This window comes from Thermococcus sp., assembly GCF_026988555.1.
Taxonomy (GTDB): Archaea; Methanobacteriota_B; Thermococci; order Thermococcales; family Thermococcaceae; genus Thermococcus.
In genome coordinates this window covers 34,521-53,363 of sequence record NZ_JALSLB010000038.1, presented here as the reverse complement: position 1 = coordinate 53,363, position 18,843 = coordinate 34,521, and the positions used below count along the sequence as shown (strand labels likewise).

The following is an 18,843-nucleotide window of genomic DNA, read 5'->3' as shown; positions in this document are numbered from 1 at the left end:
ACACCGAACCCAGGTAAGTATCATCCATGCTCACCACCACTCCACTGGAAATCATACTCAGCCATGTTTATTTGACATGAAGCATTAAATTCATCCTCTTTTTTTTCCATATTTTTAATATTATTTGGGATATATGGCAATTTATTTTTAAACAAGTTGGATATCAAACACACACTCCACAGGACGCACTGGATACAGTGGAAGCAGGGATAAGTAGCAGTCAGGGGTTTATATGCCTTGCTGGACAGGAGAATGTAAAAAGAAGGGTCCGAGACGAACAGGATGGTCAGAAATACCCAACATCCTGAGTCCTGGAGGAGGCTTCCTTATGCGCTTTCAAGACCATAGCAAGCAGTTCTCTGGAGTCCTTCCCAGGCATCCCGACCTTCTGAACCAGAAACTGCATGAGTTCCTCCTTTGTGGCACCCTTCTCAAGCCTTGAGACAACCATACCAACGAGGCGTTCGAAGATCTCGTTGGAAAATTCTTCCTCAAGCCCGAGATTGGTGACCGCGGCCTGAAGACCCACCAAGAGAACGGTGAGCGCGTCATTGAACTCGGATTTACCGAGGGTTTTCTTATCAAGATCCACCCGGAGGGTGACCTCATCGTTCATGCTTGAGAGGGTGTACTTGAGCAGGTTGATGCCGTCGTTGAGCTTTAGGAGAGCATGGTAAATCCTAAGCCGGTCCTCAGTGTTCATTGACAGCGTCTCCAGTCCAAGTGGAACCACCAGCTGAACGAACTCATCGGAAAAAACCAGCAGAAGAGTAAACGGCAGTCGAGGGTGTTCCGCCAGGTACACATGATCACGAACCGGGTTCACGACCCAGGGGAGGTCAACGATGTCTTTAGCACTATCCTCACCCTCCCTGAGCCACCTCAGTATGGTCTCCTCAATATCCTCCACTGGAACCACCAGGCGAAATAGCCTCAGGAGTTAATAACCGTATCGTTTCCAGGGGAAACAACACTCGATACTGACCGCAAATGGATATTGAAAGTTTTCATGTGTAAAGATCGGGTGGGGGCCGATGAGACTTCCACTGAAAGAAGAATGATTATAAAAGTGCATCATAGAATATACACTGAAGCCTATTTAAGTACAATATGAGAAAACAAAACCGCTTAAGGATTTTAAATATAAAAGCACATCTGTAATCCCAGGGAGTTTCATTTCCTGTGGAGGCAGGCTTTGTAAAGCTACTTTAAACTACGTTTTCTTCCTAATTAAGCTATCCCAACTTTCTAGAACTGATGATATTTATATATTCCTATGAACAATGTTCATAAATATACGATTTTTTATTTTAAGTTAACTAATTTTCAGCGATTTTAAGGTGATATTATGAACACTATACTGGTTGACGTTGGTAGCTTTGGATATAAATCCCTTATTTACATTTTTCGCCGTTGTGAAACCGTCCATTCTCCAAACCCCAGTTCCAGTGGAAATGAAACTCTGGGGCCCATATGAGACGACCATCGAAAAGGACCTTTCCTTCCACTGGAACCATTCACGTTGCACACTGGACACGTTGTGATGCATTTTTAAGAGCCGGCCCGTATTGAACACCTTGATCCCGTTGCTCCCTGGGGCTCACGTACCTTGACGTTCTTAGGAAGCTTCAACCTGGACAGACCCTTTCCTGCTCGGTTACTACACGGATGCCCCGTGCTCAGCCCGGACCTCGATGGGAGCACCCCATGGTGCTGGGCTGATAGTGATAAAATCCTCGGCTTTTTCTGGGAAACGAGTTCCTATGCTGTTCTTTTCCCCTGAAACAGGCATTCTCTCTTCCTCAGCACCACCACTGGGAACCTGCAGCTCGTGTTGTGGTGATTGGTTCGCGTGCCGCTTCTCCCCCGTCGGGTCCTATAAAAAGAAAAGTATATAACCTTCCAATCTTTACCCCCACCAAAGGTAGTTTCGGTGGGTGAGACTTCATGGCTAAGAAAAAGAGTGCCAAAGATGAAATAAAAGAGCTTGATGAATTTGAAGAGCTCGATGTTGTGGAAGAGACCTCCTCCAGTTCAACTAAGAGTAAAGCGGCCTCCACCGCTAAAAACCTTGAGGACCTGCCTGGGGTGGGCCCCGCCACCGCCGAGAAACTTCGGGATGCTGGCTACGATAGCATCGAGGCCATTGCAGTTGCCTCCCCAATGGAGCTCAAGGAGATAGCCGGCATAAGTGAGGGTGCCGCCCTCAAGATAATCCAAGCCGCGAGGGAAGCGGCAAACATCGGGACATTCATGCGTGCCGATGAGTACATGGCAAAGCGGAGCATCATAGGCAAGGTCTCCACAGGAAGCAAGAGCCTTGACAAACTCATCGGCGGCGGAGTCGAGACCCAGGCCATAACGGAGGTATTCGGAGAGTTCGGCTCCGGAAAGACTCAGCTCGCTCATACCCTGGCGGTGATGGTTCAGCTCCCGCACGAGGAAGGTGGTCTTCACGGCTCTGTCGTTTGGATAGACACCGAAAACACCTTCCGACCCGAAAGAATAAGACAGATCGCCGAGAACCGTGGTCTCGACCCGGACGAGGTGCTCAAGAACATCTACGTTGCCAGAGCCTTCAACAGCAACCACCAGATGCTCCTCATCGAGAGGGCTGAGGAGATAATCAAAGAGAAGGCCGAGACCGATAGGCCGGTTAAACTCCTAATAGTGGATTCTCTCATGGCCCACTTCAGGAGCGAGTATGTCGGCAGGGGAACCCTTGCAGAGCGGCAGCAGAAGCTGGCCAAACACCTCTCGGACCTGCACAGGATAGCGGACCTCTACGATATAGCGGTCTTCGTCACAAACCAGGTTCAGGCCAAGCCCGATGCCTTCTTCGGCGACCCGACGAGGCCAGTAGGCGGCCACATCCTGGCCCACAGCGCGACGCTTAGGATTTACCTGAGGAAAGGCAAGGCCGGCAAGCGCGTGGCCAGGCTCATAGACAGCCCCCATCTTCCCGAAGGCGAGGCGATATTCCGGATCACGGAGAAGGGGGCAGAGGATTAAACTTTTTAACACCCCCTCCAATTTTCCCCCATGTCCGGGGAAAAAGTCCTGGTTTCAACAAACCCTTCCACAGAAGAACTCGTGAACATCGTGGACTCGGCCCTTTTGGAGGGGGATGTGCTCACGATCTTCGCCCGCTGCAGGGTGCACTACGATGGTCGAGCAAAGAGTGAACTTGGCTCGGGGGACCGGGTGATACTTATAAAGCCGGACGGTTCGTTTCTCATCCATCAGGCCAAGAAGCGGGAACCCGTGAACTGGCAACCGCCTGGAAGTCGGGTCCGTCTTGAACTCCGGGAGGACCCCATTCTGGTTTCTGTACGTAAAAAACCGCGTGAAATCCTGGAAGTTGAACTTGAAGACGTGTATATGGTCTCCGCGTTTCGGGCAGAGGATTACGAGGAGCTTTCTCTTACCGGGAGTGAATCCGAGATGGCCGAGATGATATTTGGAAGTCCGGAACTGATAGAACCCGGGTTTAGACCTCTGTTCCGTGAGAAACAGATACGGCACGGCATAGTTGATATACTCGGGAAGGACTCGCGGGACAACCTCGTTGTGCTCGAACTGAAGCGCAGGAGGGCCGAGCTTCATGCCGTAAGTCAGCTGAAGCGCTACGTCGAAACGTTGGTGGAAGAGAATGGGGGAAACGTTAGGGGCATTCTGGTTGCTCCATCCTTAACCTCCGGGGCCAGACGCCTCCTTGAGAAAGAGGGGCTGGAGTTCCGGAAGCTTGAACCCCCACGGCGCACGGGTGCTGGAAAGGGCAGACAGACAACACTCCTTTAGCCCATCCCCATTTCCTGCGGTATTGGCTCACGGATGTGGACGATCATCACCCCTCTTCTGTTCTCGACCTCAACCACCCTTCCCAGACCGACCAGTTTTACCTTGGCCCTGCATACGGTTACTTCCCTCTCGTCGCTCTCTTCCCATGGAACCCTTGTCTCCAGCTTTTCTGCACCAAGCAGCTCCACCAGAAGCCCCTCGGTACCCACCCTCACATCGCTGAACGGATCGTACGTCAGGAACAGCCGCAGGGTGCTTTCCAGGGCCTCCTCAACGGCCAGTACGTTCCTAGCCCCCCTGAGTTCAACGGTCCTGTACGGGTTCCTCATGAGTTCGTCGAGGATACGCCTTGCCATTCCCGCCAGCACAACTGCCTCCATCCCCATCACCTCATAGGTAGATGCTCTCGTACTGCTTCTGGGCCTTCTGGCGGGCCGCTTCCATCTGTTCATGCATCTTCCTGAGCTGTTCCTCTATCCCCTCAGCCTCCTTGAGAAGCGGTTCTGTTGACACGTCTATTCCAGTCAGCGATTTCAGAACCTCCACAACGTTGGCAGCGGCCCTCGGGTCGGGTCTGTCCCCGAAGGTCTCCCCCAACAGCACATAGGTGCTGAGCTCTTCCTTGCTCGCCTCCCAGAGGAGCTTTCCGCTCATCCCCATTATTGAACCGTACTGGAGGAGTTTCACCCCCAGGTCCTCAAGCTCTCTGTTCAGCTCCTCCTTGGCTCCAACTCCCCAGACGTCCATCTCCTCCTTGAAGAGGCCTATTCCTATGCCGCCGAGCGATATTATCTTCTGGGCGTTGCTTTTTTTGAGGTACCTCACGAGCTCCCGGGCTATCTCGCTCACCAGGGTGGGCGGGACGTAGATGTCCGCAACCGCCACGATTATGTTGTCCTTTCCGTAGAATCGGAGCGGGGGGTTGGGTTTTCCTTCTAGGATGATGCTCATCGGCGGAATGAACGGGCTCTCCACGTAGCCTATCATCTTCATTCCAAGCTCCCTGGCCAGGAAGTTGGCCGCTATGTGCCCAACCAGCCCGACCCCGGGGTAGCCCTCGATGAAAATTGGTTTTTTGATCTCCGGTAGGACGACCTTTACCGGCTTCCCATTTTCCATCCCACCACCTCCGGCCAATATTTAATTCCCAGAGGTTATTAAAGTTTTGGACTCCATCGTTCCGGAGTCAATGTTGGGTCGATTTGTCTTGTATTATAACGGGTCGAATATTACGAGAAATCATTAGAAATTCCTTAAGGCGTCCATACTTTCTATTTTGAGTTTTGTGTTTTAAACTATTGTCAATAGAAAACTATGTACGGGTCTAATGCCAATGTCTAGTGGTGATGTCCTTGAGATGGGCAAGACTCTTGGCTGGAGTGCTGGTGTCTGTTTTGTTTTTTCAGGGTTTGTTAGTGCTTAGGCCTCGGGCAGATGTAAGTGGATGGACGGCAGTTGACATGTTTGTCCACTGCAAGAGTGACCTGAACAAAGCCAGAGGAACTGTAGAGAATCCCCACTTTGGGGATGAACTTACACGCCTTGTTCTCCAGAAGAGCTTTTATCCCAAGAACGCTAAAGTTTTGGTTGTGAAGCCCATTAAAGTTGCCTCCGTTAGGAATAACGGTAAGGTTTACGATTACTACTACGCTCCGATGAGCTCGTCGATTCCATACCCAATACACTGGTGGGTTCAAGTGAAAGTTGATATTGATGGGGGAGCAGGAACTGACAGTAAAGGATACCAATACAACGTGAATGGTCATAATGACCTCTTTAAAATCGTTGTCTATTATGACTCAACAAGTGTAACGTATGAACTCCATTTTTATGATGAAGACCATCCGAACCCTTCACTTGATGATGTATACAATAAGATTCGTTGTGTTAGGTATCCTGGACGGGATAGCAGTTATGGTTGCGAGGACATTGAGAACATCAAAGTCAAAGATGGCCTAATAACATTTCCAACGACATTTAGCACTTACACAGAATGTGGATATTTGCTTTGCCATGAGATAAGTCAGACATATGCAACGCCAGCGCCCACCCACGGCTATGGGATTAAGCCTTATTCCTCTTCCATTGAAGTTTATGTTAGCAATACGTGGAACCCTCTTATGGACACTGTGGATACGAACCCTGACATGTCCAAGGTCTGGCATTATTATTCGTGAGAGGTAGTGAGATATGCGATACTCCCTTCGTTTTCTCATCTTTTTGAGGCTCTTCCTGAGAGCTTTCGCCTTTACCTATCCACTCTTTTTGACGATTATGTACAACTTCCTAATCTTCGATAAACTGCCGGCTCTCGCTTGGTTGGGTTACATCGTCGTTATGACCATGTTTGAGCTTCTACTGGGTTTTTCCGGTTCCCGGTTGCCTTTGAAGGCTCCCCTGATGGTTTACGTGGCAATCGCTCTTCTCTTTGAATTTCCGAGCGTTTTTCTAGGTGGAGTTGACTTACACACGGCCCTCGTTTTTCTGCCGTGGCTTGTCCTCTGGTACGGTTCTCTGCTGTCGTTGGGTTTATTACTGCCTTCCCGCGGGACTGCAAGATAATGCCATTGGTTAACCTGGGGAGTTATATTTCCACTGGAAAGGCAACCCTTATATGATTCGGGGTATCATTTAACACGGTGATGACCATGCCGAGGATAAGCATCATAGGTGGTTCTGGAGTCTACGGCGTCTTCGAGCCGAAGGAAACCCTGAAGGTTCACACGCCCTACGGCAGGCCCTCTGCTCCGGTGGAAATAGGTGAAATCGGGGGCGTTGAGGTAGCCTTCATCCCAAGGCACGGGAAGCACCACGAGTTTCCGCCGCACGAGGTTCCTTATAGGGCAAACATCTGGGCTCTCAAGGAGCTCGGCGTTGAGAGGGTCATAGGCGTTACCGCCGTCGGCTCGCTCCGCGAGGAGTACAAACCAGGGGACATCGTCATAACAGACCAGTTCATCGACTTCACCAAGAAGAGGGACTACACCTTCTACAACGGGCCGCGCGTCGCCCACGTTTCGATGGCCGACCCGTTCTGCCCGGAAATGAGGAAGATATTCTACGAAACAGCAAAAGAGCTCGGCTTCCCCGTCCACGAGAAGGGCACCTACGTCTGCATTGAAGGCCCGAGGTTCTCAACTAGGGCGGAGAGTTTCATGTTCCGCCAGTACGCCCACATCATTGGCATGACCCTTGTGCCTGAGATAAACCTCGCTAGAGAGCTCGGCATGTGCTACGCGAACATAGCGACCGTCACTGACTACGACGTCTGGGCCGAGAAGCCCGTCGATGCACAGGAGGTTCTCAAGGTTATGACCGAGAACAACTACAAGGTTCAGGAGTTGCTCAAGAAGGCCATCCCGGGGATTCCGGAGGAGAGGAAGTGTGGCTGTGCCGATGTGCTTAGGACAATGTTCGTGTGAAATTTTGGTACTTCTCCCTCTATTTTGTTTGTTGTTTCTGTTGCTTTTGTTACTACTGCCTGTTGGTGCGCTTTTAAACCTAAATAATCTCCACGGATTGTTGTTGGACAAACTCCAAGTAAAGTCTTTTATCTAACTTTGAAAAAAAAAACAAATACACGATAGTAAAGAGTAAAGCTTAAATATGAGTTTGTCTTCATTAATGCTGGTGATGCTCGTGAAGCGGTTCCTGGCTGTAGTAGTTGTGTTCCTCGTGTGGGGTCTAACGGCCAGCTCTGCTATGGCGGCGTCCGATACTGTGCCAAAGTCAACACAGGGCACCCCTCAAACCGTTGGATGCCCATGCTGCTCCGGGAACGTGAGCCTGCCGAAGGATCTCAAGGTGCAGGAACTGAAGGGCCCGGTAGCTTACTTTAAAGCACTTGAAGCATTTAATGTTAAGGATTCATTAGCTTTGAGAAGGAACCTCTATGGGTTTCATTTCACTCCAGATTTCAATAATGCTACGATTCTACTGGTTTCTTCATCAAAGGGGACAACTGAAATCATAAAAGTCCCAGCATATGGGAAATATCGTGCAACTGTAATACATGTTAGAAATGAACTTGGCGATGCCACTGGGATAGCTATATATAAAAACAAAACAGTTGAAATATACTACTATAAAAACGGGAAACTTGAAAAGGTAGTTAAGTCAATCCCTGCTCCTGAGTGGGGACTGCCTGGGAAATGTACGATATGTAAATACTTCTTTGCCTTTGCTTGTGGATTTGGAGTTCATAGAATTGTTCAAATTGGATGCAGAGGTGTATGTGGGATATTTTGCGCAGCATTTATTGAAGAGCCGTGGATTGTAGTTATATGCGTAGCAGCTTGTATTCCACCATGTGACGATTTTGTTCAATATGCACTAGAATTTGGGGGTGGAACCATCTGTGGAACGTGGGGAGCCTCCAAGTTCTGTAAGATGATACATGCCTGTGGGTGATGCCTCATGAGAAAGGGTGTTGACATCTTAGCTATAGCCCTCTGGGCTTTTTATATTTCAATTCTTCCGGATAACTACCGGGATATCGGGGGAATACTTGGAACTGCAGTTTTAGCGGCTTTCTTGACGCTTTATAACAGGAAACTTGCTGAGTCAGAAATGGATGCGTCCCTCAGACAAACTATGGAAGAGCTTGATATTGAAGACAATGTGAAAGAACAGCTCTACACTGAAATAAAAACATTCCTAAAGTCAAAGAAACGTGGAGTATACTTCAAAGTTTTTCGGATTAAGACGAATGAATCCCAGTAAACGGATATTGCTATCTATGTTGGCAAATCTCTATGCTAATTAAAGCATCTAAAGTGGGGGGTGAAAAATGAATAGGATTCTCATAGCTTTTATTGTCCTCTGTTTGACAATGGTAGTTTCAGCTGGCGGATGTATCTCCTCCTCAAGTAATTCGATTAAGGATGTCCTCTTCTACTGGCACTCCATTAATTCCTTCACGGCGCATGAAACAATAAAAATCGGCAACCAGACGTTTGAGAGCTACGTGAACTTCACAAAGCCAGACAAAATCACGAGAGAAGATTACATAAACAGCTCCATGGTTCAAAAGATCATCATTGAAAAGGGCATCCAGAAGGTTGTAACCTCCAACGGAACGTTTGTCCTCAACGCCACCATAGAGGACGTCAACGCCCTCGACCCTTTCGCCTCAATACTCAACAACCTCGACTCGTTTAACGTCACGAAGAAGGGTAACACGCTCTTACTGAGACCAAAAACTCCCGGACTGCCAACATACGAAATTCAGCTTGATGGAAAACTTCCAGATAGGATTACAATAAAGCAGGATGGTTTGGTGATTGTCGTAGAGTACAAGAAGATTAGGGTTAAGACTTAAAGTCGGCCGGTGGTGGCAATGGGGGAAAACCATCGACTTCTTTTGGGTTTTATCCCTAAAGGTTTTTTCTGCTTTCGGGTTTTATCTCTTCTCCTCAAGTAAATCTTCATGCTTGTTTTAGCTTTACTCTCTTTAACGTTTGTCTTTTGCTGCGCGGATAAATGTGCCGGGCTTGTAAGCGAAAGGGGAGTTGTTAGTTGATTTTTCTAATCTTTTTGGGTCTTCCACTTGCTGAGGCGTTTTCTGATGTAGAAAACTTTTTTAATTCACTCTTTTAACGTCTTCTGGTGGTTGTCGTGAGGCTCTTTTCCGCCGGTGATATTCCAGAAGTCGTTGCCATAGCCCTCTTTGCACTCTACGCCTCACTCCTGCCTGAGACGCACAGGAATGTCTTCATCCTCATCGGTGCTGCGGTGTTGGCTGCTTTTCTCACGTGGAGGAGCAATGAGAAAACCAAACGCAGGAACGACGAAGCCTGGAAAAGACTGAAAACTGAAATCGAGAAGCTGGAAGTCGATGAAAGCCTAAAGATGGAGCTTTTAAGAACCATTGACGACCTCTACTCCGAGGCAAGGAGGAAAGGCTTTGCGGTGAAGGTGATTAGGCTTGGCAACTCCCGGCTATCGGACACTGCTAAAGAGCGGTAACGCTAGGACACTGCTCTTGGCTTACTCCATAAACGTCTTTGCGGTGGCCTATCTCATCGGCTACTACCTGAACATAACCCTCGCCTCCATCGGTGGTCCTGCTCTTGTGGGCCTCTTTGCAATGGTTAGCAACGTCTTCGCAGGCTTCCTGCCAATTGTTGCCGGGGCTTTGGCTGATTCACACGAGAGGAGGCGTGTAATCCTTGTATCGGCGGTTTTTGAGGTGCTGGCCCTGCTTTCCCTCGCCCTTGTGGCGGATTCGGGTGGCGGATTGCTCGTTTTGCCTGCGATAGTGCTTAGTGCATCTTTCATCGCTCCCTCCCCGGCGTTGTTCTCCCTCATAGCGGAGTCCGTACCGATAGACTGTATGGGAAAGGCGATATCGCTTCTCTTCATGGCGAGCAGTGCTTCCGGAATCCTGAGTTACTTCATCTTCGGCTCTCTGGCAGGGAGGCTCGATAATCCCCGTCTTTTTACCCTCTCGGCCCCGTTTGTAGCTGTCTCCATTTTTCTCTACTTCCGTGTTTCTGAAACCGCAGCGAGAAAAACCGACGGAGCCTTTGAAAGATTTGGGGAAGCTCTTAAGGGGGTGGCACTGCTTAAAGAGCCCCTTCTGAAGCTTTTCATGGCTTACATCTGCTTTGAGCTCTTCGTCAGCTCTATAGCGTCTCCCTTCGTCCCTGTGTTCCTTCAAAAGGTTTACTCGCTCACGGTTTCTCAAATCTCTTGGCTTTACTCTTCTATAGGCTTTGTAACCCTCGTTGGAGCATTTATCGCCGGCTATGTTGTGGACAGAATCGGCAGTTTGAACTCCCTAATACTGAAGGATTTCCTTTCCATCCCCCTGCTAATTCTCTTCGCACTCGCTCCGTTCTCGGGCGCTTTTATGTCTCTGTGGTTTCTCGCCTTCGTCGAGCAACTTAACGTCGCCTCCAGCAGGTACCTGATCGAGAACACGACGCCTGAACACAGGGCCCTTGTTCTCGGTTTCAAATCTTCGCTGGCCAAACTTTCCGCGGTTCCGGGGCCTGTAGTTGGGACTTTTCTCTGGGGCATCGGCCCGGGGTTAACGTTTCTTATTCCAGCGTCACTGACTCCGGTTGGAATTTTGATCCTCCTCAAGCTTAAGTCCACTCGGGCGGTTGGTCATGGCTTTTGATTATTCCCGACACCTTTTTAACTTCCACCGGAAACAGGGCTCTTTAAAAGGGGTGGTGCTCATGAGCATTCTCATAAGAAACGGACGTGTTATCTACGGCGAGAACTTTGAGGTGATAAGGGCTGACGTTCTCATAGAGGGAAACCGCATCGCCAAGGTTTCCAAGGATATAAACGAGGCCGCCGATACCGTCATCGATGCGAAGGGAAGGGTCGTTTCCCCGGGCTTCGTAAACCTGCACACCCACTCCCCGATGGGCCTTCTGCGTGGCTTAGCGGACGACCTTCCGCTGATGGACTGGCTCCAGAACCACATATGGCCAAGAGAGGCGAAGCTCACGAGGGAGCATATAAAGGCCGGTGCCTACCTCGGGGCGCTTGAGATGATAAAGACCGGGACAACGGCTTTCCTCGACATGTACTTCCAGATGGACGCGGTGGCTGAGGCAGTTCTTGAAGCCGGCTTGAGGGGCTACCTCTCCTACGGGATGATAGACCTCGGCGACCCAGAGAAGACCGGGAATGAGATAAAAGAGGCCCTTCGCGAGAGGAAGGCCATTGAAGACCTTAACTCTGACAGGGTTCACTTCGTCTTTGGGCCCCACGCCCCCTACACCTGCTCGCTGGCCCTGCTCAAGGAGGTCAGGAAGCTGGCGAACGAGCATAACAGTCTCATAACGATTCACGTGAGCGAAACGATGGCGGAGCTCGGCAAGATTCAGGAGCGCTACGGCAAGAGCCCCGTTGTGCTGCTCGATGAGATAGGCTTCCTTGGGAGCGATTTAATTATGGCCCACGGCGTCTGGCTCGACAGCAGGGACATACAGATACTCGCGAGGCACGGCGTCACCGTCGCCCACAACCCTGCCAGCAACATGAAGCTCGCAAGCGGGGTGATGCCCCTCCAGAGGCTGCTCAACGCGGGTGTGAACGTCGGCCTCGGAACGGACGGGGCAGCGAGCAACAACAACCTTGACATGCTCGAGGAGATGAAGTTAGCGGCCCTGCTCCACAAGGTCCACACCCTTGACCCGACGGTGGCGGACGCCAAGACAGTCTTTAGAATGGCCACCATCAACGGCGCCAGGGCTCTTCGCCTCAACGCGGGTGTCATAAAGGAGGACTACCTGGCGGATATGATCATCATTGACTTTAACAGGCCACATCTAAGGCCGGTGAACAACGTGATAAGCCACCTCGTCTACTCTGCCAGTGGAAACGACGTCGAGACGACGATAGTCGACGGAAAAATCATAATGCTCGACCGCGAGGTTCTCACGCTCGACGAGGAGAGAATCCTTGATGGGGCAGAAAAAACGATAGAAAAACTGGCTTAGCTCAGAGGCTGGCCAGCCAGTCCGGGTCTATTTTCACATCCTCTTTTATTCTTACGGGCCCGCTGGAGAGACATCTGTACATAGCGGCACCGGCTATGCTGCTCAGGGCACTTACGGCACCAGTGGCCGCTCCGTCTACACTTCCCACTGCTAGGGCGCCAGGGAGTCCCCTAAACGTCCAGGATAATATCTCCTCCATCCCGTCGACCGCGAGGATTGTTGCGAGGGTTATTAAGAGGAGGATGCCCCCGAACGCCATGAATTCCTTTTTCAGGTTGAACGCCGTGCCGATCATGCTGAAACCTTCGCCTGGGTCCCCAGATAGGATGTACGCCGGCACCATAATTGCAGCTACTCCAATCCCCCAGGCTACTAAGGGGAGGGCGGTGATCACACCGATCACGCTACCCACTGGGCCGAATAACCCCTTCATTATGAAGTAGAGCACTATAAACGGTATTGCGAGCACAAGCACCAGAAGCCCCAGTACTATTCCGTATCCTATGGAGAGCAGCACCGTGATCATGCCCCTTGGGATGGACCTCAGCGCAAGTCCGGTCTCGGAGAACTCGGTTTCGGTTGTTTGGTACTGATAGGCTTTGGCAGGGTAGTACACCAGACTGACTTTTATCAGAATGACCAAGAGAGCGATGGTGATGATCACCACAAGGGGGACGTTTGGGTGGTTGTCCACCAACCTGGCGTCGCTACCAACGCCGGCAGCGGCCAGCATGACCGCTGCAGCCGTGGAGCCTAACAGAGGATAACGCCATAACCTCGAATCCTTAGACATAGCGTGAATTGCTTCTCCAATGGCATTGAACGCTTCCATACTACCACCGCTCGTTTTCAGTATCGAGAGTTTTTAAGTATTACTGACACTGATCGTGTGTCCGGGGAAACGCGTTTTAGGACCCAGGAATATTGCATCACGGTGAGTCCGATGGTTTCCTTTGAGATTGTCCGTGGGGATATAACCCGCTTTCCTGCCGAGGCGATAGTTAACGCCGCCAACCGCCATCTGGAGCACGGGGGTGGCGTCGCCTACGCCATAGCCAAAGCAGCAGCTGGAAACGCCCGTGAGTACATCAAGGTGAGCAGGGAAGCCATGAGGAAGCAGCTTGGGAAGGATTTCATTGAGCACGGTGAGGTCGTCGTAACGCCGGCGATGAAGCTTGAACGTTATGGAATCCGTTATGTCCTCCACACGGTTGGGCCCTACTGCGGCGGGATATGGGACGAGGACAAAAGGGAGAAGCTCAGAAAGGCAATTTTCGGCGCGTTGAGAAAGGCCGACGAGCTTGGGGCTAGGACGATAGCGTTTCCAGCGGTAAGCGCCGGTATCTACGGCTGCCCGCTGGAAGGGGTCGTGAAGACCCTCGGGAGGACTGTCGAAGAGTTCTCCAATGAAGCGAGGAGTGTGGAGAAAGTTTACCTCGTGCTGTACTCGGGTGAATCGTACAAAACCGCGTGGGAGGCCCTTTATCGGGTTGCGAAAACATTATAACCTCCGGTGTATTTTTACTTTTGTGGTAATCATGGCCACATCATGTGAAGAAATAATTAAAAAGGTTGCTATGGGGTTCGTGTTCCTCTACATGGTGGGTTTTTTGATACTATATTATACCATCCGGAAGCTCCTGTGTCTCTCTATGAGCTGTGGCAGCTACTCGGGTTCACTGTACTTTATGAATCCTCTGTATGGCCTGGACACTGTCGTTACGATCTTTGTTCTTGGTTCGGTTCTAATAACGGTACTGCTGTACCTCAGCTCACAGTCCCCAGACTCCAAAAAAACAGGGGATAACTAGGTCTGAGTGGGCATTGAAACTTTCCCCTTTTTCTGGGGTTTTTATGGGGGCTCTTCTCCTGCGATGCCGATACTCCGTCGTGGGCTCTTTCCGTGTGGCCTCCTGTTTCTGCTGGCCTTGTTGTCGACTTGGATGGGGGTTGAAAACGATTTAATACTTTGGGTCTAAGAATCAAACGGTGATACTCATGCGAATCGAGGACGTTTACACCTGGGACATAAACGCGAAATGGCTCGGGATTACCCCCCATCAGCTCATGGAGAACGCCGGAGCGGGAGTCGCGAGAATGGTTGAGGAGCGCTTTGGACGGGGCCTCAGGATAGCGGTTTTCTCCGGAACGGGCAACAACGGTGGCGATGGCTTCGTTGCAGCCCGGCATCTCAGCTTCGAGAACGACGTCACACTCTTCCTCGTAGGAGATGAGGCAAAGATAAGGAGCGAGGAAGCGAGGCACAACTGGGAAATCCTGAAGGGCCTTGATTTCGTGAAGATCAGGGTTCTCAAGGACTCCCATTACATAAAATCCCTCGACCTGGGCGGTTATGATGTCATCGTTGACGCTCTCCTAGGGGCGGGAACGAGGGGCGAACCGAGGGAGCCGATACACTCCGCGATAGAGAAGATTAACGAATACGCGGGAATGGCGAAGATAGTTAGCGTCGACCTGCCGAGCGGCTATCCATCCTCGGTTCGCGTTAAGGCCGACTTCGCGGTGACCTTCCAGTGGGACAAGGAGGAGTATGAAGGCTTCGAGCGTGTTGTGGTCAAGATAGGTTATCCAAAGGAGCTTTACCACCTCGTCGGCCCCGGTGATGCAAAGTTCGCTTTAAGGAAGAAGGGCGAGCACAAGGGACAGAACGGTAAACTGCTCATCATCGGTGGGAGCAGGGACTACTACGGTGCTCCATATCTCGCTTCCAAGGCCGCGGGCTACCTTGTCGATCTAGTTTACTTGGCGATGCCCTCCGAGCCGGCGAAACGGATAAGCGATCCCGACTTAATTTTGAGGCCCGTCGGGGGAAAGAACTTCACAAAAGAACACCTTGAAGAAGTTCTGACACTGGCAGAAAAGGCCGATGCCGTCGTTATCGGCCCGGGAATTGGTCTCGCCGGGAAAACCGGGGAGTTTGTGGGAGAATTCATCAAGCGCTGTGAGAAGCCGATGGTCATCGATGCCGATGGCCTAAAGGCAATAGCCGGGGACTTAAGCGTTCTTAGGGGCAAGACCTTCGTCCTGACGCCCCACGCTGGCGAGTTCAAAGTTCTCTTCGGAGTGAGGCCGGAGGGTTCACTCACGGAGAAGGCCGATGTGGTGAAAGAAAAGGCGAGGGAAATTGACGGCGTTATCCTCCTAAAAGGCTCCTATGACATCATCAGCGACGGAAAAATCTGGAAGTACAACAAAACCGGCAACAGGGGAATGACCACCGGTGGAACCGGGGATGTTTTAGCGGGCCTCGTTGGCGCTCTGCTCGCGCTCGGCAACGAACCGCTAAGGGCCTCTTCAGCCGGTGCCTTCCTTAACGGTCTCGCTGGGGGCATAGTAAAGGAGGAGCTCGGTGAGAACTTCACCGCCTTGGAGGTTGCGGAGAAGGTGCCGCACGCTGTGAAGTGGGTTCTGGATTTTTAATTTCCTCTGCTTCTATAACTTTTGACAAGTAAAAAATTTAAATAAAACAGGCTCATCCAACGCCGGCGTAGCTCCATACGGTGTAACCGTAATATCCGTTCGATGGATCGTACGGTGGTGCGGTCAGCTCGACCCATCCGTCGTACTGGACGTTCCGGTCAACCCATCCTCCGAGGTTTCCTGTATACTCGTGGATCGTGGCCCCCGCGAACTTCGAACCTAGGTTCACCCAGTGGTTGGCCCAGTCACTTCCGAGGTTTATGTATGTTACGAGACCTGGTTTGTCCCCGTACCCAGTTCTCTCGAATATCAGCTCGTTGTTGTCGTAGTACAGGATTTTCGTGCTTCCGCCGGCGAGGTGGTCGTGTATCCAGATGAGGTTGATGAGTTTGTCCTTGTTGAGCCACTCTTCAAAGTCACGGTAGAATATGACCGGTTGCCCCTCGTAGGTCAGGATAAATGCGTAGGCCGGGTACTTGTTCCATATTATATTGGTGTCGTGGTTGGCGACGAAGGTTACGGCTTTGAATGGATCGCGGGAGACGACGGTTCCGCCGTTCTGGATGGCATCGACCAAGGCGGGTATGTCGTTGTTGTCGAAGGCTTCGTGCATCTTGTAGTAGAGCGGGAAGTCGAAGACCTTTGCCCCACTCGCGTAGGCCCAGTTGAGGAGTGCATCGACGTTGGTGTCCCAGTACTCGCCGACGGCCCAGCCACCCCACCGGTTGAGCCAGTCCTTAACTACCCACGCCCCGTAACCCTTGACGTAGTCGAAGCGCCAGGCATCGATACCAATACTCCTCAGCAACGCTGCGTAGCTCTCGTTGCTTGCCCACAGCCAGTACTGGTTGAAGGGAACCAGATGATCTATGTCCGGGAAACCTCCGAAGGTTCCCTCATCCGAGGTGCTGTAGTTGTCGGGATGGAAATCCATGTAGTGAGCCTTGTACTTGCCAGAGGCAACTTTTGAGAAGTCCGTCCAGGTGTAACTGTTTGTGTATGGATTCCATTCACTGTCACCGCCCGAGCGGTGGTTTATGACTATGTCCGCTATTACCTTTATCCCATATGCGTGGGCGGTGTTTATCATGTCTACTAGCTCCTGCTTCGAGCCGAAGCGGGTCTCAACGGTCCCCTTCTGGTAGTACTGCCCCAAGTCGAAGAAATCGTAGGGGTCGTATCCCATAGAATAACCGCCGCTCGCCCCTTTCTCCGCTGGCGGAATCCATATCGCTGATATCCCATCGCTGGCCCACTCTGGTATCTTCTCCTTTATGGTGTTCCACCAGACTCCACCGCCGGGGACGTCCCAGTAGAACGCCTGCATTATCACTCCCCCGTTCTCAAGACTCTGGGCCCCAACGGGGACGGCGGAAACGCTGGTTAAAACCACCAGAACAAGCAACAGAACGAACACTTCCCTCTTCATCTCAACCACCGTGTGCACTCAACGGGCCATCTGCCCAGAATATATCACTCGCGGTGAAATATTTAAGCTTTGTCATTAATGTTCATTGGAGAATATGAAAGAACATCCATCTACGGACCAAAAACGGAACGTTCAGTTTCAAAAACGGCGTGACATCATAGTTCTATCAGTTCTCTGGTTCTCCGGGCCCGTTCACAGAGTTTGCAGCTCTGCATGAACACCAGCATGTTGAGGAGATGGAATAACTCTATCTCGGTGAGTTCAACGTCCGCCTGGGAGATCCTTTTGAGAACTGGCTGTGAGTTGAGTTCTATTTCGTTGAGGACTTCCTTGGCAACCTTCACAAGCTTGGCCCTGTTGCTTATTTTGAACCCCGCTTTTTCAAGTATCATGACGAGCTTCTCGGCCTCGACCTGCAGATAGGCCTCTCGGAACTTCTCCACGCTCTCGTCGGGCTCTGCCTTTATCAAGAACATCCTCGCGGTTCTTGCGTAAACCTTCTCGTTCCTCTGGTTGTCAAATTCCTCAATTAGCCCCGCGTTTTCGAGTGCTTTAATGTGCCGGTATATCGTTGTTCTCTCTTTTCCAAGGGCGTGGCTGAGCTCGTTGACCGTCATGGGGTGCTCCCTCAGAAGCTTCAATATCCCAAAGCGGGTTTCCTCGGAGAGCACCTTAACTACCTGGGGGTCTGTTATGATGAGAACCTCTCTCACGGTTACTCCTCCAGCTTGTCCTGGGGAGTTTCGCCCTCTTCGACGATCTTCTTCCCGGCGGCCACCATATCTATGCTGTGAACAACGCCACCGAATTCCTCTATTGTTCTTACTATCTCGTCGTAGTCGAGGTCATCGCCGACCATCGTTATCTTGATGTTCTCGGTTTCTTTATCGATCTCAACGAGAGTTATGTTGACACCCTCAACCCCTTCAAGTTCGCTGAGTCCAAGCGCCAGCTCCGTAACGATCGGCTGGTGTGGTTTAAGAACGTCCAAAACCAACAATCTTATGCCTCTGGCCATGTCCCATCGCTTCCACTTTAAACCTCACTTTTTAAGGGTTTTGCCGAGTTCCTCCATCAATTTTCTGAATTCCTCATCCCTCGCCATACGGGCCATCGAGAGCCATTCTATGGCGTGTATTATGTCCTCATCTGAGGCGTCCCTGAGTCTCTCCTCGTTTTCTTCTATCTCCCGGCTTATCTGGGTCTTGTACTCGTGTTCCTTCTTCAGGAGCCTGTCCATGATGTCCAGGAGCTTCTCATCGTCGAACTCATACCCTAGGGCCCTGAATATTCCAAGTTTGGTCTTGAGCCTTGAGCGGGCGAAGTAGCGGAGCTCCTCGTCGCCGAGGTAGAGGTTTATGTAGAACGCGTCTGCGGTCCTTCCGTAATATTTCTCGATGAGGTTGCCCTTCATCTCGGTTCTCTTTACCTCTACGAGGCCGGCCTCCTTGAGCTTCTCTATGTGGTGGTATATAGTCTGTGGGGTCTTACCAAGTATCTCACTCAACTGTGAAATCGTCATTTCCTTGCTACGAAGCAGGCTGAGTATCTGCCTCCTTGTGCTCTCAAGCATTAATTTTATGACTTCCGGATCGGTAACGACCTTAACCTTCGACATCTTCCTCACCCAATTTGAACGTTCCTATCCTCCTTTTAACGTTCTACAATATAACCCTTTCCCTCGCAACGTTTATATAAGTAAAGCCTCGT

At 50.9% G+C, this 18,843-nt stretch carries 23 protein-coding genes; 14 read left to right on the top strand and 9 right to left on the bottom strand.

What is annotated here, in order from left to right; translation table 11 throughout:
• Positions 1-20: 20 nt before the first annotated feature.
• Positions 21-167, bottom strand: coding sequence for a hypothetical protein (locus tag MVK60_RS05780; RefSeq protein ID WP_297437376.1), 147 nt, complete (start codon positions 165-167; stop codon positions 21-23).
• 119 nt (positions 168-286) lie between these two features.
• Positions 287-919, bottom strand: coding sequence for a DNA-binding protein (locus MVK60_RS05775; protein ID WP_367270854.1), 633 nt, complete (start codon positions 917-919; stop codon positions 287-289).
• A gap of 1,028 nt (positions 920-1,947) precedes the next feature.
• Between MVK60_RS05775 and radA the strand changes: the two genes are divergently transcribed.
• Together radA and nucS are read left to right on the top strand one after the other, a co-directional pair.
• Complete coding sequence (radA, locus tag MVK60_RS05770; protein WP_297437374.1) at positions 1,948-3,012, top strand: DNA repair and recombination protein RadA; 1,065 nt, start codon at positions 1,948-1,950, stop codon at positions 3,010-3,012.
• A gap of 30 nt (positions 3,013-3,042) precedes the next feature.
• A complete protein-coding gene (nucS, locus tag MVK60_RS05765; protein ID WP_297437372.1) occupies positions 3,043-3,801 on the top strand; it encodes an endonuclease NucS in 759 nt (252 codons plus the stop codon).
• Here nucS and MVK60_RS05760 read toward each other — a convergent pair.
• Together MVK60_RS05760 and MVK60_RS05755 are read right to left on the bottom strand one after the other, a co-directional pair.
• Complete coding sequence (locus MVK60_RS05760) at positions 3,798-4,181, bottom strand: DUF473 family protein (protein ID WP_297437398.1); 384 nt, start codon at positions 4,179-4,181, stop codon at positions 3,798-3,800. The two genes, nucS and MVK60_RS05760, sit on opposite strands and share 4 nt — an antisense overlap.
• Positions 4,182-4,191: 10 nt before the next feature.
• Positions 4,192-4,920 carry a proteasome assembly chaperone family protein gene (locus MVK60_RS05755; RefSeq protein WP_297437370.1) on the bottom strand — a complete coding sequence of 243 codons (729 nt, stop codon included), beginning with the start codon at positions 4,918-4,920 and terminating at the stop codon, positions 4,192-4,194.
• A gap of 227 nt (positions 4,921-5,147) precedes the next feature.
• Here MVK60_RS05755 and MVK60_RS05750 point away from each other — a divergent pair, with 227 nt between their 5' ends.
• From MVK60_RS05750 to MVK60_RS05710, 9 genes are all read left to right on the top strand, one after another.
• Positions 5,148-5,978: a hypothetical protein gene (locus MVK60_RS05750; RefSeq protein ID WP_297437368.1), complete on the top strand. Its 831-nt coding sequence runs from the start codon at positions 5,148-5,150 to the stop codon at positions 5,976-5,978.
• 13 nt (positions 5,979-5,991) lie between these two features.
• Entirely contained in the window at positions 5,992-6,363 is a 372-nt protein-coding gene (locus tag MVK60_RS05745; RefSeq protein ID WP_297437366.1) for a hypothetical protein, read from the top strand.
• 86 nt (positions 6,364-6,449) lie between these two features.
• Positions 6,450-7,223: an S-methyl-5'-thioadenosine phosphorylase gene (locus MVK60_RS05740; protein WP_297437396.1), complete on the top strand. Its 774-nt coding sequence runs from the start codon at positions 6,450-6,452 to the stop codon at positions 7,221-7,223.
• A 208-nt stretch (positions 7,224-7,431) separates the two neighbouring features.
• Positions 7,432-8,211 carry a hypothetical protein gene (locus MVK60_RS05735; RefSeq protein ID WP_297437364.1) on the top strand — a complete coding sequence of 260 codons (780 nt, stop codon included), beginning with the start codon at positions 7,432-7,434 and terminating at the stop codon, positions 8,209-8,211.
• A 6-nt stretch (positions 8,212-8,217) separates the two neighbouring features.
• Entirely contained in the window at positions 8,218-8,523 is a 306-nt protein-coding gene (locus tag MVK60_RS05730) for a hypothetical protein (protein WP_297437362.1), read from the top strand.
• A gap of 67 nt (positions 8,524-8,590) precedes the next feature.
• Positions 8,591-9,121 carry a hypothetical protein gene (locus tag MVK60_RS05725; protein WP_297437360.1) on the top strand — a complete coding sequence of 177 codons (531 nt, stop codon included), beginning with the start codon at positions 8,591-8,593 and terminating at the stop codon, positions 9,119-9,121.
• Between the two features lie 287 nt (positions 9,122-9,408).
• Positions 9,409-9,768 (top strand): hypothetical protein, encoded by a 360-nt coding sequence (locus MVK60_RS05720; RefSeq protein ID WP_297437358.1) that lies wholly within the window; start codon positions 9,409-9,411, stop codon positions 9,766-9,768.
• Entirely contained in the window at positions 9,728-10,927 is a 1,200-nt protein-coding gene (locus MVK60_RS05715) for an MFS transporter (RefSeq protein WP_297437356.1), read from the top strand. Before MVK60_RS05720 ends, MVK60_RS05715 begins: the two co-directional genes overlap by 41 nt.
• 61 nt (positions 10,928-10,988) lie before the next feature.
• A complete protein-coding gene (locus tag MVK60_RS05710; RefSeq protein WP_297437354.1) occupies positions 10,989-12,263 on the top strand; it encodes an amidohydrolase family protein in 1,275 nt (424 codons plus the stop codon).
• Position 12,264: 1 nt separating this feature from the next.
• On the opposite strand, the gene MVK60_RS05705 is transcribed toward MVK60_RS05710, so the two are convergent.
• Positions 12,265-13,095, bottom strand: a complete 831-nt coding sequence (locus MVK60_RS05705) for a hypothetical protein (RefSeq protein WP_297437352.1) — start codon at positions 13,093-13,095, stop codon at positions 12,265-12,267.
• Positions 13,096-13,206: 111 nt separating this feature from the next.
• Here MVK60_RS05705 and MVK60_RS05700 point away from each other — a divergent pair, with 111 nt between their 5' ends.
• From MVK60_RS05700 to MVK60_RS05690, 3 genes are all read left to right on the top strand, one after another.
• Positions 13,207-13,770, top strand: coding sequence for a [protein ADP-ribosylglutamate] hydrolase (locus tag MVK60_RS05700; protein WP_297437394.1), 564 nt, complete (start codon positions 13,207-13,209; stop codon positions 13,768-13,770).
• A gap of 70 nt (positions 13,771-13,840) precedes the next feature.
• The gene (locus MVK60_RS05695; RefSeq protein WP_297437350.1) at positions 13,841-14,074 is read left to right on the top strand and encodes a hypothetical protein; all 234 of its coding nucleotides are present in this window, start codon (positions 13,841-13,843) and stop codon (positions 14,072-14,074) included.
• A 187-nt stretch (positions 14,075-14,261) separates the two neighbouring features.
• Positions 14,262-15,704, top strand: coding sequence for an NAD(P)H-hydrate dehydratase (locus tag MVK60_RS05690; protein ID WP_297437392.1), 1,443 nt, complete (start codon positions 14,262-14,264; stop codon positions 15,702-15,704).
• Between the two features lie 52 nt (positions 15,705-15,756).
• On the opposite strand, the gene MVK60_RS05685 is transcribed toward MVK60_RS05690, so the two are convergent.
• The 4 genes from MVK60_RS05685 to MVK60_RS05670 form a co-directional block, all read right to left on the bottom strand.
• A complete protein-coding gene (locus tag MVK60_RS05685) occupies positions 15,757-17,133 on the bottom strand; it encodes an alpha-amylase (protein ID WP_297437348.1) in 1,377 nt (458 codons plus the stop codon).
• 155 nt (positions 17,134-17,288) lie between these two features.
• A complete protein-coding gene (locus tag MVK60_RS05680; RefSeq protein ID WP_297437346.1) occupies positions 17,289-17,846 on the bottom strand; it encodes a transcriptional regulator in 558 nt (185 codons plus the stop codon).
• Between the two features lie 2 nt (positions 17,847-17,848).
• Positions 17,849-18,151 (bottom strand): DUF211 domain-containing protein, encoded by a 303-nt coding sequence (locus tag MVK60_RS05675; protein WP_297437344.1) that lies wholly within the window; start codon positions 18,149-18,151, stop codon positions 17,849-17,851.
• 24 nt (positions 18,152-18,175) lie between these two features.
• Entirely contained in the window at positions 18,176-18,751 is a 576-nt protein-coding gene (locus tag MVK60_RS05670) for a winged helix-turn-helix domain-containing protein (protein ID WP_297437390.1), read from the bottom strand.
• Between the last annotated feature and the right edge of the window lie 92 nt (positions 18,752-18,843).

Bases quoted from the DNA above. Each gene is read 5' to 3' on its own strand.
- MVK60_RS05710 (WP_297437354.1), top strand. From the start codon at position 10,989: ATGAGCATTCTCATAAGAAACGGACGTGTTATCTACGGCGAGAACTTT.
- MVK60_RS05755 (WP_297437370.1), bottom strand. From the start codon at position 4,920: ATGGAAAATGGGAAGCCGGTAAAGGTCGTCCTACCGGAGATCAAAAAA.
- MVK60_RS05725 (WP_297437360.1), top strand. From the start codon at position 8,591: ATGAATAGGATTCTCATAGCTTTTATTGTCCTCTGTTTGACAATGGTA.
- MVK60_RS05705 (WP_297437352.1), bottom strand. From the start codon at position 13,095: ATGGAAGCGTTCAATGCCATTGGAGAAGCAATTCACGCTATGTCTAAG.
- MVK60_RS05670 (WP_297437390.1), bottom strand. From the start codon at position 18,751: ATGTCGAAGGTTAAGGTCGTTACCGATCCGGAAGTCATAAAATTAATG.
- MVK60_RS05750 (WP_297437368.1), top strand. From the start codon at position 5,148: ATGTCCTTGAGATGGGCAAGACTCTTGGCTGGAGTGCTGGTGTCTGTT.
- nucS (WP_297437372.1), top strand. From the start codon at position 3,043: ATGTCCGGGGAAAAAGTCCTGGTTTCAACAAACCCTTCCACAGAAGAA.
- MVK60_RS05745 (WP_297437366.1), top strand. From the start codon at position 5,992: ATGCGATACTCCCTTCGTTTTCTCATCTTTTTGAGGCTCTTCCTGAGA.
- MVK60_RS05700 (WP_297437394.1), top strand. From the start codon at position 13,207: ATGGTTTCCTTTGAGATTGTCCGTGGGGATATAACCCGCTTTCCTGCC.
- MVK60_RS05675 (WP_297437344.1), bottom strand. From the start codon at position 18,151: ATGGCCAGAGGCATAAGATTGTTGGTTTTGGACGTTCTTAAACCACAC.
- radA (WP_297437374.1), top strand. From the start codon at position 1,948: ATGGCTAAGAAAAAGAGTGCCAAAGATGAAATAAAAGAGCTTGATGAA.
- MVK60_RS05760 (WP_297437398.1), bottom strand. From the start codon at position 4,181: ATGGAGGCAGTTGTGCTGGCGGGAATGGCAAGGCGTATCCTCGACGAA.
- MVK60_RS05690 (WP_297437392.1), top strand. From the start codon at position 14,262: ATGCGAATCGAGGACGTTTACACCTGGGACATAAACGCGAAATGGCTC.
- MVK60_RS05730 (WP_297437362.1), top strand. From the start codon at position 8,218: ATGAGAAAGGGTGTTGACATCTTAGCTATAGCCCTCTGGGCTTTTTAT.
- MVK60_RS05740 (WP_297437396.1), top strand. From the start codon at position 6,450: ATGCCGAGGATAAGCATCATAGGTGGTTCTGGAGTCTACGGCGTCTTC.
- MVK60_RS05695 (WP_297437350.1), top strand. From the start codon at position 13,841: ATGGGGTTCGTGTTCCTCTACATGGTGGGTTTTTTGATACTATATTAT.
- MVK60_RS05685 (WP_297437348.1), bottom strand. From the start codon at position 17,133: ATGAAGAGGGAAGTGTTCGTTCTGTTGCTTGTTCTGGTGGTTTTAACC.